Below are 14,007 nucleotides of genomic sequence, written 5' to 3'. Positions count from 1 at the left end.
GGCCCGCGGCGCGCCGCGGGGGCCCGGCCCCCGCGGCCGGGCCCCCGCGGGAGGCCGTGTCCGGGGCGGGGGAGGCCCGCTCAGGACGCCGGGCCGGGCCGGATCGGGGACTTGACCAGGCTGGCCGTCGGGGCGGGCGCCTCGCCGCGGGGCTCCACGCGGGGCAGCAGGGCGGTCACCGCGTCCCGCCGGTCGGCGGGCACGTCCTCGTCCAGCGGGTCGGGCGCGGCGGGCACCTGCAGCCGCACCGGGGCCGCGCCGCCGAGCCGCGCGTAGCCGCGCCCGGCGGGCATCCGGGCCGCCGGGGCGATGTCCAGCGGCGCGCCCAGGGCGGCCTCCGCCTGCTCCGGCGTCGGCGCGCCCAGCACCACCCGCGCCCGCGCGGAGGCCCGGACCACGGGCCGGATCCGCTCCAGCGCGGCGAGGTGCTCGGCCACCACCACGGACACCCGCGCCGCGCGGCCCTGCCGCAGCGGCACCTCCAGCAGGTCCTGCGGGTCGGGACGGCCCTCGGCGTGCGCCAGTTCGCTCAGCTCGACGGGGTGGTCCACCAGGATCCACAGCGGCCGGGTGGCGTGCCGCGGCGGGGCCGAGCCGACCAGCCGCGCGCGGTCGAGCGCCGCGAGCCGCCGGGTGGTCTCGCCCGCCGCCCACTGGAGCGCGGCGACCGCGCCCTGCACGCCGGTCTCCACGCGCCGCACCCCGGGCCGTCCCGCCAGGCAGCCGTACTCGCCGGTGCCCGCACCGTCGACGAGCACGACGTCGCCGTGCGGCAGCGCCTGCAGGGCGAGGCCGCGGAGCAGCGTGGAGGTGCCGGAGCGGGGGGTGCCGAGGGCCAGCAGGTGCGCGTCGGCCGACCGCGCCGCGGTGCGCCACACCACGGGGGGCTGGTGGTCCCGGCCGCCGCTGCGGTCCAGGGGGATGGTGCGGTCGCTGTCCCCGGGGTCGGTGACGCCGAGGACCAGCTCGCCCGGCCCGGCCACGAAGCGCTGCACCGCGATGTCGTCGGGCAGCTCCGGGAGCGCCTCCATGCGCAGCCGGTTGCCCTCCTCGTCCCAGTGGAAGCGGTACTCGCGGGTGCGGCCCGCCTTCCCCTGCAGCACCTGCTCGACGCGGGTCCGCGCGGCGGCCTCGCTGTCCGGGAAGTACGCCGGGTAGACGAGGTCCAGCAGGGCGAGGCGCCCGTCGGCGTCGAACTCCCACGCGGGGAAGACGGCCCTGTGGTCGCCGTCGTGCACGTAGAGCGGCTTCGGGTCCTCGGGCCGCGCCAGGTAGGGCGTGAGCGCCGCGTACACGGCCTGCAGCTTGAGCTGGACCGGGTCGGGCGCCGGAGCCGCGGCCGGGGCCCGGTCGCGGCCCGCCCACGCGGCGCTCGCGAGGAGGCAGGCCCCGGCCAGCACCAGCCCGTAGGGGAGGACGGCCAGGGACGCGGCCACCGCGGCGACGAGCAGCAGCGCGGGACCGCGGCGGTCCCCGGGGGTGCGCTGCCACCAGGCGCGCGCCCAGGCGGCGTGGTGGCGGAGTCCGCGGACGACCAGCATCAGCGGTCCGAGCACGTCGGCGGCGTGGTCCCCGGCGGTGCGCGCCAGGTCGCGGCCGCGGACGAGGGTGCGGTTGAGGGACATCGGCTCTCCCCGAGCGGTGCAGCGGCGGTTGCGGACGGAAGGCGGAGGGGTTGAGGGGCGGAGGTGCGGACGCGGAGGTCGGGGGACGGGCGGGGCGGGGGCGTGCGGCGGACGGCGGACGGAAGGAGGCCCGGGGCGGTGGGGGCCGCGCCCGGGCCTTCTCGAAGGGTGGAGCCGGAGCTCCGGGTCAGAATTTGAGGCCGCCGAGCAGGCCGGCCACGCTCTGGCTTCCGGCGTGGATGCTGGGTGCGATGGCGGTACTCGCCAGGTAGAACCCGAACAGGGCGCAGACCAGGGCGTGGGCGAGCTTCAGTCCGCATTTCCGGGAGAGGAGGAAGACGATCACGCCGAGGAAGACGACGCCGGAAAACGAGAGGATCATGGGGGTGCTCCTCGAGAGGGGGACAGCATTCCGCGAGGGAGCTACGGAATGTGCCCTCATCGTGACAAAAAGTAATAGATGAGGAAAGCGGCAAACGGGTGGTTGTGCGGAGAGTGACCGCCGCCGCACGGGAACCGTGTCCCGGACCCCGCCGCCCGTGCCGCCCCGCCGCCGGAAGGGACCCCGATGACCGAGCCGACCACCCCTCCCGGACCCGCCCCCGAGCCGGATCCCGCCCGGGAGCCCGACCCGGAGCCCGACCCGGAGGTCGTCGCCCTGGCCGGGAGGATCTTCATGATGGCCAGGACCGGCGACGCCGCGGCCCTCGCCGCCTACGTCGACGCCGGCGTGCCCGCCGACCTCTGCAACGACCGCGGCGACACCCTGCTGATGCTCGCCGCCTACCACGGCCACGCCCCCGTCGTCCGCGCCCTCCTGGAGCGCGGCGCCGACCCCGACCGCCCCAACGACCGCGGCCAGACCCCCCTCGCCGGCGCTGTCTTCAAGGGCGAGGACGAGGTCGTCCGCACCCTGGCCGGCGCGGGCGCCGACCCCCGCGCCGGGCGGCCCTCCGCCCTGGACACCGCCCGCATGTTCGGCAAGGACGCCCTGGTGGCGCTGCTCGACCGCCCCTGAGGCCCGTCCGGCAGCCGGGTAGGCTTGCCCGCCGTGGAGATACGCACGGTCGGCTACGACCACCCGGACGCCGTCCGGCTGGTCGCCGAGGTCCAGCAGGAGTACGTCGCCCGGTACGGAGGCGCGGACGACACACCCGTCGACCCCCGCCAGTTCGACCTGCCCGGCGGCCTCTTCGCCGTCGCCTACCTCGACGGCGCCCCCGTGGCCTGCGGAGGCTGGCGGGCCAGGGACGCCGACCCGTACGGCCTGTGCGACGGCGACGCGGAGCTCAAGCGCATGTACGTCGTCCCCGGCGCCCGCGGCCGCGGGCTGGCCCGGGCCCTGCTGCGCCACCTGGAGGCGGCCGCCGTCGCGGCGGGCCGCTCCCGGATGGTCCTGGAGACGGGCACCGAGCAGCCCGAGGCGGTCGCCCTCTACACCACCGAGGGCTACGCGCCGATCACCAAGTTCGGCCTGTACCGCGACGAGCCGAGCAGCATCTGCATGGGCAAGCACCTGGACCCGGCCGGCCCCGCCGCCGTCCCCGGACCGGCCGCCGCGCCGCGGCCGGGGGAGCGGGACGCCAGCCCCGTCTGACCCCTGCCCCCTCCGACCCGGGCCCGGCCCCGCCTCGCCCCGCCCCGCCTTGTCCGACCCGGGCCCCGCCCCGCCTCGCCCCGTCCGACCGCTCCCGCCGCGGGCCCGGCGCGCCCGTCACGCGTCACCCGGGCGGCCGGGCCCGGCCGCAGCCCCGCCCCGGCCGGGCCATCCTGGAGGCCGGGGCGCCGAAGGGCGGCCGCCACCGGCGAGGAGTCCGAGATGGACAGCAGCCAGCAGATCCACGAGGTCGTGGTCGGCGTCGACGCACTGCCGGAGTCGGGTCCGGCCCTGGAGTGGGCCGCGACCGAGGCGGAGCGCCTCGGCTGCCCGCTGCGCATGGTGCACGCCGTCGACACCGGGACGGCCACCCTCTCCCGCCGGGCCTCGGCCGGCGCCACCGAGCTGATCATGCAGGCCGGCCGCGACCTGCTGGCCGAGGCGGCGGCGCAGGTGGCCTCCGCCCACCCGGGGCTCGCCGCCGCCGCCGCCGTCACCGCCGCCGACCCCGCCGCGGCGGTCCTGGACGCCTCCGGCCCGCACACCCTGGCCGTGGTCGGCTCCCGCGGCCGGGGCGGCTTCGCCTCGCTGCTGCTCGGCTCGGTCAGCCTGCGGGTGGCCGCCCACGCCGAGTGCCCGGTCGTCGTGGTGCACGCCCCGTCGCAGCCCGGTGAGGGGCTGGGCGTCCTGGTGGGTGTGCTGGGCGAGGAGGACGTCCCCGTCGTCCGGTTCGCCCTGGAGGCCGCGGTGCGCCGCGGTGCGCCCGTCCGCGCGCTGCACGCCTGGTCGGCGGTGTCCGACGCCGGTCACATGGTGCCCATGGTCGACAGCCTCGACGAGGAGGAGCGGGAGCACGCCCGGCTGCTGCACCGCACCGTCGCGGCCGCCCGCGAGGGGCTCCCGGCGGACCTCCCGGGAGGCAGGGTCGCCGCCGACGTGGTGAGCGGGACGGCCGCCGCCGCCCTCGTCGAGGCGTCCGCCCACGCCTCCCTGCTCGTCGTCGGAGCCCCCCGCCGGGCGCGCGTCGGCCGCCTGGGGCAGCACCTGGGCAGCGTGGTCCACGCCGTCCTGCACCACGCGCACTGCCCGGTGGCGGTCGTCCCGGTCGGCTGAGGCCGGCGCTTGCCGCCCGCCGCCCGCCGCCCGCAGGCCAGGCCGGGCCCGATGCGCGCCGCCCGCGGCCCGCGGCCCGTACGCCGTTCCGCGGTGAACCGCCCGGGGCCGCCGCCCGTATGACCCGTCGTGCCCGGCACCGCCTCCCCGCCGGAGGCGGTGTGCCCCCACGACCGTGAGGACCGCCCATGACCGACCAGAGCAGCGTGTCCCTGCTGGCCCTCCCCGAGGGCGGCGCCGAAGTCAGGCTCGTGGTCCACCTCCGCTGGGAGGACGTCGCCGCCCTGGGCGAGGAGGCGGGGCGGCTCGCCGTCCAGCTCCAGCGCCCGGTCACCCTGGACGAGGCGGCAGGCCGCCTCCTGAGCGCCCGCCCCGGCCCGCCCTCCCCGAAGGAGCGCATGGCGTCCGCCCCCGCCGCGCTCCCCGTGCGCTCGCCCGTGGAGCAGGCGCGCCAGGCCATCGAGCAGGCCGGTGCGGCGGCCCCCGCCCCGGCGGCGTCCGGTCCGGCGGCACAGGCCGCCTCCTCCACGGCCCGGCACGCCTCCGCCGCCGCCACGGCGATCGGTGCGACGTCCGGTCCGTCGTCCGGTGCGCCGGCCGGCTCCCCGGCCGGGTCCGCGGGCGGCTCCTCCACGATCGGCTCCTCCACGACCGGATCCTCGGCGATCGGCCCGCGGTGGTCCGGCGCGGCGGCCGACTCCGGCACCCGTGCCACGGAGGCCCTCCGCCGCGCGGAGTGACGCGGGGGGTGCGGAGGCCGTCCGGGCGGCCTCCGCACCGGCGCCGCAGAGGCCGGAGCCCCCGGCAGGCGCGGACCCCGGACCCCGGCGGCCGCCGCTCCGGGGAGCACCATGCCCCCGCCCCGGGCGCCCCGGGCCGGGAACCCCGGGCCGCCCGGGTCAGGCCCCGCGGATGCGGTGCCAGAGCGCCTGCGGCTGCTGCCGCCGCTCCCGGCGCCGCTCCTGGTGCCGGTCGAGCGACTCCGCCAGCATCTGCGACCGCCGCTCGACGTCCAGCTCGTCCAGCAGCCGGTCGATGTTGGCCAGCAGCGCGCCCTGCAGCTGCCACCGGTCCGGCCGCCGCCGCATCTCCTCCACCAGCAGCCGGGCGATCCGCTCCCGGGCGGCCCGCCCGTCCAGCAGGGCCTGCGCCAGCTCCTCCTCGGCCCGCTCGGCGCTGGCCGACACCTGGGCCGTGATCAGCCGCCCGAAGCCGTCGACGGCCCGGGCCACGTCGTTCAGCAGCTCGCAGAGCGGGGCGGCCACCTCGACCGGGTAGACGCCGCCCTCCTCGCCCTCCCGCTCGATCGCCAGGTCGGCCAGCGACCGGCACAGGGTCCGCAGCACCACCGCGCAGATCTCCAGGGTGTCCAGCCCGCTGCGCAGGACCAGCCGGGCCAGTTCGCCCTGCCGGACCCGCGGGTTGAGGCGGGTGCTCTCCTCGGCCCGGGACAGCTCCCCGTCGATCCGGACGATGTCCTGGTCCAGCCGCCGGGCCTCGTGCAGCCACCCCACCGCCTCCTGCCGGTTCACCTGCGCGGTCCGGCAGCTGATGTCGGTGAGGAGCCCGTGCATGCGCCCGGCCAGGTCCTCGATGGCGGCGCTCGCGGGCTGCACGAAGACGGGCGGCGCGAGGACGAGGTTCAGCACGGTGCCGACCACCGCGCCGATCACGGTCTCCGCCACCCGGACGTAGGCGGTCTCGGTCACGTGCGTCACGCCCAGCACGAGCATGCCGCTGATCGCGACCTCGGGCACGTACTCCTCGACCCGCAGCACGCGCCCCAGCACCAGCGACGCCAGGATCAGCAGCCCCAGGCTCCACCAGGTCAGGCCCACCAGCTCGCTGAACGCCACCGCGATCAGCACGCCCGCGACCACGCTGACCACCCGGCGCATGCCGTTGGTCAGCGTCGCGTACAGGGTGACCTGGACGACCAGCAGGGCGGTGAGCGGGGCCAGCAGCGGGGCCGGGTCGCTGGTCAGGCGCAGCGCCGCCACGTAGGCCAGCACCGCCGCCACCGTGGAGCGGAAGGTCTGCACGACCACCGGGTCGTTGCGCCGCCGCAGGACGTGCGTCATGCGCTCGGGGACTTCGGGCACCTGGACCTGTCTCCGTCGGTTCCGGGGGGTTCGGGGGGACGCGGCCTGCCGGCGTCGGCGGTACTCATTCCCGCCGCGCCCCCCGGTACACGCCCCGCGCCCCGCTGCACGCCCGCCGGTGCACGGGCGCAGGGGTGCACGGGCGCACCCCGGCAGCAGGTCAGTCCGCGTAGACGACGGTCACCGGGGCGTGGTCCGACCAGCGCTCGCCGTGCACGGCGGCGCGCTCGACCCGTGCGGAGAGCGCCCGCGCCGCCAGTCCCGGGGTGGCGACCTGGTAGTCGATGCGCCAGCCCGCGTCGTTGTCGAAGGCCCTGCCCCGGTAGGACCACCACGAGTACGGCCCGGGCGTGTCGGGGTGCAGGCGGCGGACCGTGTCCACGTACCCGGCCTCGTCGAACACCCGGGTCAGCCAGGCGCGCTCCTCGGGGAGGAAGCCGGAGGACTTCCGGTTGGCCCGCCAGTTCTTCAGGTCGGCCTCCCGGTGGGCGATGTTCCAGTCGCCGGCCACCAGGACCTCGCGGCCGTCCGCCTCCGCCTTCGCCCGCAGGTCGACCAGGTGGACCAGGAACTCCGCCATGAAGCGCTCCTTCTCCTCCTGGCGCTCGGTGCCGACCTCGCCCGAGGGCAGGTAGAGGCTGGCGACGGTCAGCCCGGGCAGGTCGATCTCGGCGTAGCGGCCCGAGGCGTCGAACTCGGCGGAGCCGAAGCCGGTTCGCCGCCGCGCCGGCTCCTGCCGGGAGAGCAGCGCGACGCCCGCCCGCCCCTTGGCGGAGGAGGGCGCCCACAGGGTGTGCCAGCCCTCGGGCTCGCGGACGGCGGTCGGCAGCTGGCCGGGTTCGGCGCGGACCTCCTGGAGGCAGACGACGTCCGCCTCGGTGGCGGCCAGCCACTCGGTGAAACCCTTGCCCGCGGCGGCGCGCAGGCCGTTGACGTTGACGGTGGAGACGACGGTCACCGCCGCAGGCTATCCGGCGCGGGACGGCCCGGGCGAACCGCCGCGGCCGGGCGCGCCCCGCGCGGCCCGGCCGCAAGGCGCGCCCGGCCTGCGGGCGCGCCCCCCGGGAACGGCCGCACGCCCCCGGACGGCCGGCCCTCCGGCAGCCCGGTGCCCCGGCCGCCGCTTCCGCGGCCGGGGCACCCGGTGCGCATCCGCCCCCTCTCTCAGACCCGGGTCTCCGGGTGGGCGGGCCGGTGGCGCATCGACCCGGCGCGGCCGGAGCTCCGGCGCCCGCCGGCCAGGACACCCGAGGCCAGGGCGAGCAGCAGGGCCACCGCGCCCGTGACGACGTTGTTCACGATCGTCTTGGTGATGTCGACGTTGCCCGACACCACCCACGGGGAGATGATCGTCCAGACGCCGATCAGCGCGGCGCCCCACGCCATGCCGTGCGTGCGCTCGTAGGCGTGGCCGAAGCCGCACATCAGCAGGGCGTAGGCGATGCCGGTGACCAGGTTGCAGACGGTCAGCGTGGTGAGGCCGTTGAAGCCGGTGATCCACGGCGAGAGCGCCAGGTACAGGCCCGTGACCAGGCCCAGGGCCTCGAGCCCCTGGGCGCGCGGCGTACTCGCCGCCTGCTCGTACCGGGCGCGCATCTCCATGATGTCCGGGTGGTGCTCCATGCTCGACGGGGAGGACACCACGACCACCTCCTGAGGGGGAAGACAAAGGGCCGTGCGGGCGTGCCGCCGTCCCGGGAGCCCCCGGAGCCGCGCGGCTGCGCCCCCGTCATGGTGAAAGCCTATGCCTGTCCGTTTTGCGGATTAATAAGGCTTTGGTCTCGATTGGGCGGCGATCGGTCCGGCCGGGTGGGCCATAGGTCCCGGCCCGGTGTCCACCCCGCGCCCACCCGCCCGTCCCCTCCGCCCGCCCGCCCTCGCCCGCCCCGCACTGGCCGCCCGCCGGGTCAGCGGCCGCGGTCGTCCACGATCCGGCGGATCTTGCCGACCGACCGCTCCAGCGACTCCGGCTCCACCACGGCCACCTCCACGGTCACCCCCACCCCGTCCTTGACCTGCCGGGCGATGGCCGCGGCGGCGGCCGCGCGCTGCTCCGGCCCGGCGCCGGGCCGGGCCTCGGCCCGCACGGTCAGCCGGTCCATCCTGCCCTCGCGGGTCAGGTGAAGCTGGAAGTGCGGCGCCACGCCGGGGGTGCGCAGCACGATCTCCTCGATCTGGGTGGGGAAGAGGTTCACCCCGCGCAGGATGACCATGTCGTCGCAGCGGCCGGTCACCCGCTCGATCCGGCGGAAGGAGCGGGCGGTGCCGGGCAGCAGCCGGGTGAGGTCGCGGGTGCGGTACCGGACGACCGGCATCGCCTCCTTGGTGAGGGAGGTGAACACCAGTTCGCCGCTGCTCCCCTCGGGCAGCACCTCGTCGGTGACGGGGTCCACGACCTCCGGGTAGAAGTGGTCCTCCCAGACGTGGAGCCCGTCCTTGGTCTCCACGCACTCGCTCGCCACGCCCGGCCCCATGACCTCGGAGAGGCCGTAGATGTCGACGGCGTGGAGGTCCATGCGCTCCTCGATCTCGCGGCGCATCTCCTCGGTCCACGGCTCCGCCCCGAAGACGCCGATCCGCAGCGAGGTGGAGCGGGGGTCCACGCCCTGCCGCTCGAACTCGTCGAGCAGGGTCAGCATGTACGAGGGGGTCACCATGACGACCTCGGGCCCGAAGTCCCGGATGATCTGCACCTGGCGGGCGGTCATCCCGCCGGAGGCGGGGATGACGGTGCAGCCCAGGCGCTCGGCGCCGTAGTGGGCGCCCAGGCCGCCGGTGAACAGGCCGTACCCGTAGGCGACGTGCACCTTGTGCCCCGGGCGGACGCCGGCCGCCCGCAGCGAGCGGGCGACGACGTCGGCCCAGGTGGAGAGGTCGCGCTCGGTGTAGCCGACGACGGTGGGGCGGCCGGTGGTGCCGCTGGAGGCGTGGACGCGGCGCACGTCGGCCATCGGCACGGCGAACATGCCGAAGGGGTACGAGTCGCGCAGGTCGGCCTTGGTGGTGAAGGGGAAGCGGGCGAGGTCGGCCGTACTGCGGCAGTCCTCGGGGTGCACGCCCGCCGCGTCGAAGGCGCGCCGGTAGTGCGGCACGTTCGCGTAGGCGTGCCGCAGCGTCCACCGGAGGCGGTCCAGCTGGAGGGCGGCCAGCTCCTCCGGGGACAGCCGTTCGCCCGCGTCCAGCAGCGCCCGTTCGGGGGCCCGGCCGAGCCGGCGGGGGGACGCGGCCGTGGGGGCACCGCTCACCGTGGGTCCTTCCCGGTCCGGGCGGCTCCGCCGCCGTCCGCCGGGCCGGATTCCGCACCGACCGAATGGTAGGTCGGTTGATGCGGTCGAGTAATCCAGCATCGGCGGCCCCTGTCAAGGGGGGCCGCGTCCCCGGCCGGGGAGGCCGGGCGCGTCAGTGCGCCGGGTGGGCGGCGGCTCCCCCGCTCCAGGTCGGGGGCCGCCGCGACGGGGCGGCGGCCGGGGTCGCGGCGGGCGGGTCCGCGGGGCAGAGGCGGACGGTCCCGCAGTTGCCGCAGGCCCATCCGCCCGTGGGGCCCTGGCGCATCATCGAACCGCAGTTGGGGCAGGTCATCGGGTGCACGGCGCCGCCCCCGGTCCGGGCGGCGCCTCCCTCCTTCGGTGGGGAAGCGGCCGCCGTCCCGTCGGCCGGTGGGGGCCGGGGGGACGGCGGTGCCGAAGTTCGGTGTGCACGGGTAGACGGTTCGTGCGCCCCTGCGGTTCGACCGTGCCGCCCGCCTGTTCGCGCGAGGGGGCGTACGCGCGGTCCCGCCGGGCCCCGGGCCGGGCCTTGCCGTCCCCGCCCGGCGCGCGGCGCGCCCCCGGGCCCCGTCCGGAAGGTGTCCCCGGTCGCGGCGCCGCGCCGCGCCGTGCCGCGCCGGAGCCGGCGGGCTGCGGCCCGGGACGGGGCCGGTCCTCCGCCCCGCAGTGGACCGCACCGGGCCCCCTCCCCGCCCGCCGACGGGCGAACAGGGGCCCGTGCGCGCCTGACCGGCGCGCCCGGCCGGGCGCGCGTCGGGCCGGGCCCCGCCGAGGGGCCCGGCCCGGGGCGGTCAGCTCAGCTGGCGGGTCGCCGTGGGCCGCCGCAGCGCCTGGTGGCCGCCGGACGCGAGCATCCGCACCTCGCCGCCGCCGCTGATCTCGGCCAGGACGATCCCCGTGTCGTCGGAGTACACCGGATGGCCGCCCGGTCCGGTGGAGCTCGTGCGGTGGACCACCACGATGTCGTCCTCCGACGGGTCCTCGCCCGGTCCGGCGTGCTGGAAGATCAACTCATAGCGTTCGGTCTCCACGGCGCCTCCTCCTCGGGACTGTCGGGACAGAATCGGACGAAGTGCTCATACCCTGCATTGCGCCGCGGACCCGCACCGCTTTCCGCGGGCCGGGATCCGGCTCCCCCGGGAGGGCGTTCAGGCGCCGAAACCCCAGGAGACGCCGCCGTGCGCGGCCACCAGGACGGCCAGGACCGCCAGGTCGGCCACGCCGAGCGCCAGGCCGAGCAGGGCCCGGCCGCGCCGGGCGGTTCCGCGCAGCAGGGCCGCGGCCGCCAGGGCCACGGCGAAGGGGCCGAGCACCAGGTTGAAGAAGAAGAGCCCGAGCAGCCCCAGGACGAAGGAGGCGACGGCGGCGCCGTCCGCGTCGCGGCGCCGGGCGCCGGGGGAGGGGTCCGCAGGGGAGGGGGCCGCAGGCGGGGCGTCCGCGGGGGAGGGGGAGGGGCGGTGGGCGAGGTCTTCCATCGTTCGGCCTTCCTGGACCTGGAGGCGGTTCACCGGTGGCGCCTGCGGGCGGCGCGCTCCCGTGCCGCGAAGACGGCGAGCCACGCCCCGATCAGGGCCCCCGCGATCAGGACGACGGGGGTGGTGGCGTAGCCGGCGGCGCCGATCAGCAGGCCGGTGAGGACGACGAGGACGGCGAGGAGGGTCATGGGAGGCCTTTCCCGTGAGACGGCCTGACGGTCCGGTGGGGGATTCGGACAACACTTGTTCACCGAGTTTCCAGCGTACACTCGGCCCCATGGGCAAACAGTCGTTCACCGCATGAGATGGGCCACACCCCGGGGGTCAGACAGGCCCGCAAGGAGCAGACCCGCCGCGCCCTGATGGGCGCCGCGCTGCGGCTGCTGGAGCACCAGGGCCTCAGCGGCCTCGGCCTGCGCGAGGTCACCCGCGAGGCGGGCATGTCGCCGGCCGCCTTCTACCGGCACTTCCCCAGCGTCGAGGAGCTCGGCGCCGCCCTGGTGGAGGAGGCGTTCGGCAGCCTCCACGCCATGCTGCGCGCCACCCGCGCCGAGCAGGCCGGGACGGACGAGGTCATCCGGCGGTCCGTGGAGGTCACCGTCCGCTACGTGGGCCTGCACCGCGCCCACTTCCGCTTCCTGGCGCGGGAGCGGTACGGCGGGGTGCGCGCCGTCCGGGAGGCCGTCGCCGCCGGCTTCCGCCTCTTCTCCGACGAGCTCGCCGCCGACCTCGCCGCCCAGCCGGAGTCCGCCGGCTGGGCCGAGGCCGACGTCCGGATGCTCGCCGACCTCTTCGTCGACCTCATGGTGGCCACCGCCGCCGCCCTGCTGGAGGTTCCGCCGGGCGACCGCGCCGCCGAGGAGCGCGTCGCCGACACCGCCCGCCGCCGCCTGCGGCTGATCGGCCTCGGCCGCCGCCACTGGCTGGAGGCCTGACGGTCCCTCACCCCCCGTCTCCCGCCGCTTCGCCCCCACCGCCGCCACGGCCGCCGTCCGCACCCGCGCCCGCCCGTCCGCCCGGACGCGTCCGGCCCCGCCCGCACGTGCGGCGGGCCGCCGTCCGGACCCCAGGCCCGGACGGCGGCCCGCCGCCACCCGCTCAGCCCAGCGCGAGCACCGAGCGGAGCGCCGCCCCCAGCTCCCGCCCGGGATCGGCCGCCGCCGACGGCGCCCGCCAGGCCACGAACCCGTCCGGCCGCACCAGCACCGCCCCGTCCGGCCCCGTCCCGTACAGCTCCGCCCAGTCCGCGCCCGGCTCCGGCGCCAGGTCGTGCTCGGCGCCGCCGCCCACCCGGTACCGGTCGAGCGGCACCCCGGCGGCCTCGGCCGCCCGCGCCCCGGCCTCGTGCCACGCCTGCCCCTGCGGCCCGCTGAGCAGCACCATCGACCGCTCGAACAGGTCCAGCAGGGACACCCGGGTCCCGTACCGGTGGCACCACAGGTGCGGTGCCCGGGTGCCCGGCTCGCCGGTCGGCGCGAACCGCTCCGGCAGCACCGGCGCCGCAGGGTCCGCGCCCGCGAGCGCGCCCTCGGTGTACCGGTAGCCCAGCACCACGCTCAGCACGTTGGCGCGCCGGCCCCCGGCGCTCGGGTTCACGTCGTACCCCGGGTGCTGGTGCTCGGCCGACCGCGCCGAGGCCCGGGCGGCGGTGGCCCGCGCCACCGGCCGCCGCTCGGCCCCGTAGCTGTCCAGCAGTCCCGGACCGGCCCAGCCGTCCAGCACGGCGGCCAGCTTCCACGCCAGGTTGTGGGCGTCCTGGATGCCCGTGTTGGAGCCGAACGCGCCCGTCGGTGACATCTCGTGGGCCGAGTCGCCGGCCAGGAAGACCCGCCCCTCGGAGTACCGCTCGGCCACCCGCTCGGCCGCGTGCCACGGCGCCCGGCCGGTGATCTCCACCTCCATGTCGGGGATGCCCGCCGCCGCCCGGATGTGCCGCACGACCCGCTCGTCGGTGAAGGCCTCCAGCGTCTCGCCCCGCTCCGGGTGCCAGGGGAGGTGGAACACCCACTCGGCCTCGTTGTCGACCGGCAGCAGCGCCCCCTCGCCCTCCGGGTCCGTCAGGTAGCAGACGATGAAGTGCCGTCCGGCGACCGCGTCCGCCATCCGCTTGGCGCGGAAGGTCACCGACACGTTGTGGAAGAGGTCGCCGGGCCCCTCGTGCCCGATGCCGAGCCGCTCGCGCACGGGGCTGCGCGGGCCGTCCGCCGCCACCAGGTACCGGGCCCGCACCGTGCGGCGCTCCCCGGTCGCCCGGTCGAGCAGCTCCGCCGTCACCCCTTCGGGGTCCTGCTCGAAGCCGGTCAGCTCGGTGGAGAAGCGCAGGTCGCCGCCGAGCTCGCGGGCTCGGCGCAGCAGCACCGGCTCCACGTCGTTCTGGCTGCACAGGCACCAGCGGCTGGGGGAGAAGCGGGCCAGGCCGCCGCCCGGGTCGATCTCCCGGAACAGCCACTCCTCCGGACCGCCGGTCAGCGTGCCCGCCTGGAGGATGCCGTGGTTCTCCTCCAGGACGGAGGCCGCCTCGCGGACCGCCGGCTCGACCCCCGCCGTGCGGAGCAGCTCCATCGTGCGGACGTTGTTGCCGCGTCCGCGGGGGTGCACCGAGGTGCCGGCGTGCCGCTCCACCAGCAGGTGCCGCACCCCCAGCCGCCCCAGGAAGAGGGACGCGGACAGCCCCACCAGGGAGCCCCCCACGACCAGGACGGGAACCTCTTCGTCGACCTTTGCCTTCATCATCTCTCCAGCGCGCGTGCGGATGTCCGGGGAACCGCGGCGCCGCCGGGCCCGGAACGCACCGCCGCCGTCGGCGGCGCCTGGCCTTCTCCATGCCCG

At 77.4% G+C, this 14,007-nt stretch carries 15 protein-coding genes; 5 read left to right on the top strand and 10 right to left on the bottom strand.

The annotated features are described in order from the left end of the window. Positions 1-80: 80 nt before the first annotated feature. Positions 81-1,625 carry a hypothetical protein gene (locus ACFY07_RS01650; RefSeq protein WP_390866880.1) on the bottom strand — a complete coding sequence of 515 codons (1,545 nt, stop codon included), beginning with the start codon at positions 1,623-1,625 and terminating at the stop codon, positions 81-83. A 187-nt stretch (positions 1,626-1,812) separates the two neighbouring features. After that, the gene (locus ACFY07_RS01645; RefSeq protein WP_230647550.1) at positions 1,813-2,007 is read right to left on the bottom strand and encodes a hypothetical protein; all 195 of its coding nucleotides are present in this window, start codon (positions 2,005-2,007) and stop codon (positions 1,813-1,815) included. Between the two features lie 294 nt (positions 2,008-2,301). Between ACFY07_RS01645 and ACFY07_RS01640 the strand changes: the two genes are divergently transcribed. The 4 genes from ACFY07_RS01640 (at position 2,302) to ACFY07_RS01625 (ending at position 5,075) form a co-directional block, all read left to right on the top strand. Further along, on the top strand, positions 2,302-2,643 hold the full coding sequence (locus ACFY07_RS01640; RefSeq protein WP_390867050.1) for an ankyrin repeat domain-containing protein: 342 nt from the start codon (positions 2,302-2,304) through the stop codon (positions 2,641-2,643). A 33-nt stretch (positions 2,644-2,676) separates the two neighbouring features. Further along, positions 2,677-3,222 carry a GNAT family N-acetyltransferase gene (locus ACFY07_RS01635; protein ID WP_390866879.1) on the top strand — a complete coding sequence of 182 codons (546 nt, stop codon included), beginning with the start codon at positions 2,677-2,679 and terminating at the stop codon, positions 3,220-3,222. Positions 3,223-3,444: 222 nt separating this feature from the next. Continuing rightward, a complete protein-coding gene (locus tag ACFY07_RS01630; protein WP_390866878.1) occupies positions 3,445-4,335 on the top strand; it encodes a universal stress protein in 891 nt (296 codons plus the stop codon). Between the two features lie 188 nt (positions 4,336-4,523). Next, positions 4,524-5,075 (top strand): hypothetical protein, encoded by a 552-nt coding sequence (locus ACFY07_RS01625; RefSeq protein ID WP_390866877.1) that lies wholly within the window; start codon positions 4,524-4,526, stop codon positions 5,073-5,075. A gap of 159 nt (positions 5,076-5,234) precedes the next feature. Here ACFY07_RS01625 and ACFY07_RS01620 read toward each other — a convergent pair whose 3' ends face one another. The 7 genes from ACFY07_RS01620 to ACFY07_RS01590 all read right to left on the bottom strand — a co-directional run bounded on the left by ACFY07_RS01620 (position 5,235) and on the right by ACFY07_RS01590 (position 11,366). After that, a complete protein-coding gene (locus tag ACFY07_RS01620) occupies positions 5,235-6,437 on the bottom strand; it encodes an aromatic acid exporter family protein (protein WP_390866876.1) in 1,203 nt (400 codons plus the stop codon). Between the two features lie 160 nt (positions 6,438-6,597). Beyond that, positions 6,598-7,395, bottom strand: a complete 798-nt coding sequence (locus ACFY07_RS01615) for an exodeoxyribonuclease III (RefSeq protein WP_390866875.1) — start codon at positions 7,393-7,395, stop codon at positions 6,598-6,600. Positions 7,396-7,601: 206 nt separating this feature from the next. Beyond that, positions 7,602-8,060, bottom strand: coding sequence for an SPW repeat protein (locus tag ACFY07_RS01610; RefSeq protein ID WP_390867049.1), 459 nt, complete (start codon positions 8,058-8,060; stop codon positions 7,602-7,604). A 284-nt stretch (positions 8,061-8,344) separates the two neighbouring features. Beyond that, positions 8,345-9,682: a phenylacetate--CoA ligase PaaK gene (gene paaK, locus ACFY07_RS01605; RefSeq protein ID WP_390866874.1), complete on the bottom strand. Its 1,338-nt coding sequence runs from the start codon at positions 9,680-9,682 to the stop codon at positions 8,345-8,347. An 812-nt stretch (positions 9,683-10,494) separates the two neighbouring features. Then, positions 10,495-10,734, bottom strand: a complete 240-nt coding sequence (locus ACFY07_RS01600) for a DUF6296 family protein (protein WP_230647538.1) — start codon at positions 10,732-10,734, stop codon at positions 10,495-10,497. Between the two features lie 117 nt (positions 10,735-10,851). Then, on the bottom strand, positions 10,852-11,178 hold the full coding sequence (locus ACFY07_RS01595) for a DUF4190 domain-containing protein (protein ID WP_390866873.1): 327 nt from the start codon (positions 11,176-11,178) through the stop codon (positions 10,852-10,854). 29 nt (positions 11,179-11,207) lie between these two features. Further along, positions 11,208-11,366 carry a hypothetical protein gene (locus ACFY07_RS01590; RefSeq protein WP_390866872.1) on the bottom strand — a complete coding sequence of 53 codons (159 nt, stop codon included), beginning with the start codon at positions 11,364-11,366 and terminating at the stop codon, positions 11,208-11,210. Positions 11,367-11,483: 117 nt separating this feature from the next. Here ACFY07_RS01590 and ACFY07_RS01585 point away from each other — a divergent pair, with 117 nt between their 5' ends. Next, on the top strand, positions 11,484-12,113 hold the full coding sequence (locus ACFY07_RS01585; RefSeq protein WP_390866871.1) for a TetR family transcriptional regulator: 630 nt from the start codon (positions 11,484-11,486) through the stop codon (positions 12,111-12,113). Positions 12,114-12,276: 163 nt separating this feature from the next. On the opposite strand, the gene ACFY07_RS01580 is transcribed toward ACFY07_RS01585, so the two are convergent. Then, positions 12,277-13,908 (bottom strand): FAD-dependent oxidoreductase, encoded by a 1,632-nt coding sequence (locus tag ACFY07_RS01580; protein ID WP_390867048.1) that lies wholly within the window; start codon positions 13,906-13,908, stop codon positions 12,277-12,279. Positions 13,909-14,007 lie beyond the last annotated feature (99 nt).

The organism is Streptomyces sp. NPDC001380 (assembly GCF_042895785.1).
GTDB lineage: Bacteria > Actinomycetota > Actinomycetes > Streptomycetales > Streptomycetaceae > Peterkaempfera.
Note: the sequence above shows the minus strand (reverse complement) of the source record. Positions and strands in the feature narration are given on the sequence as shown.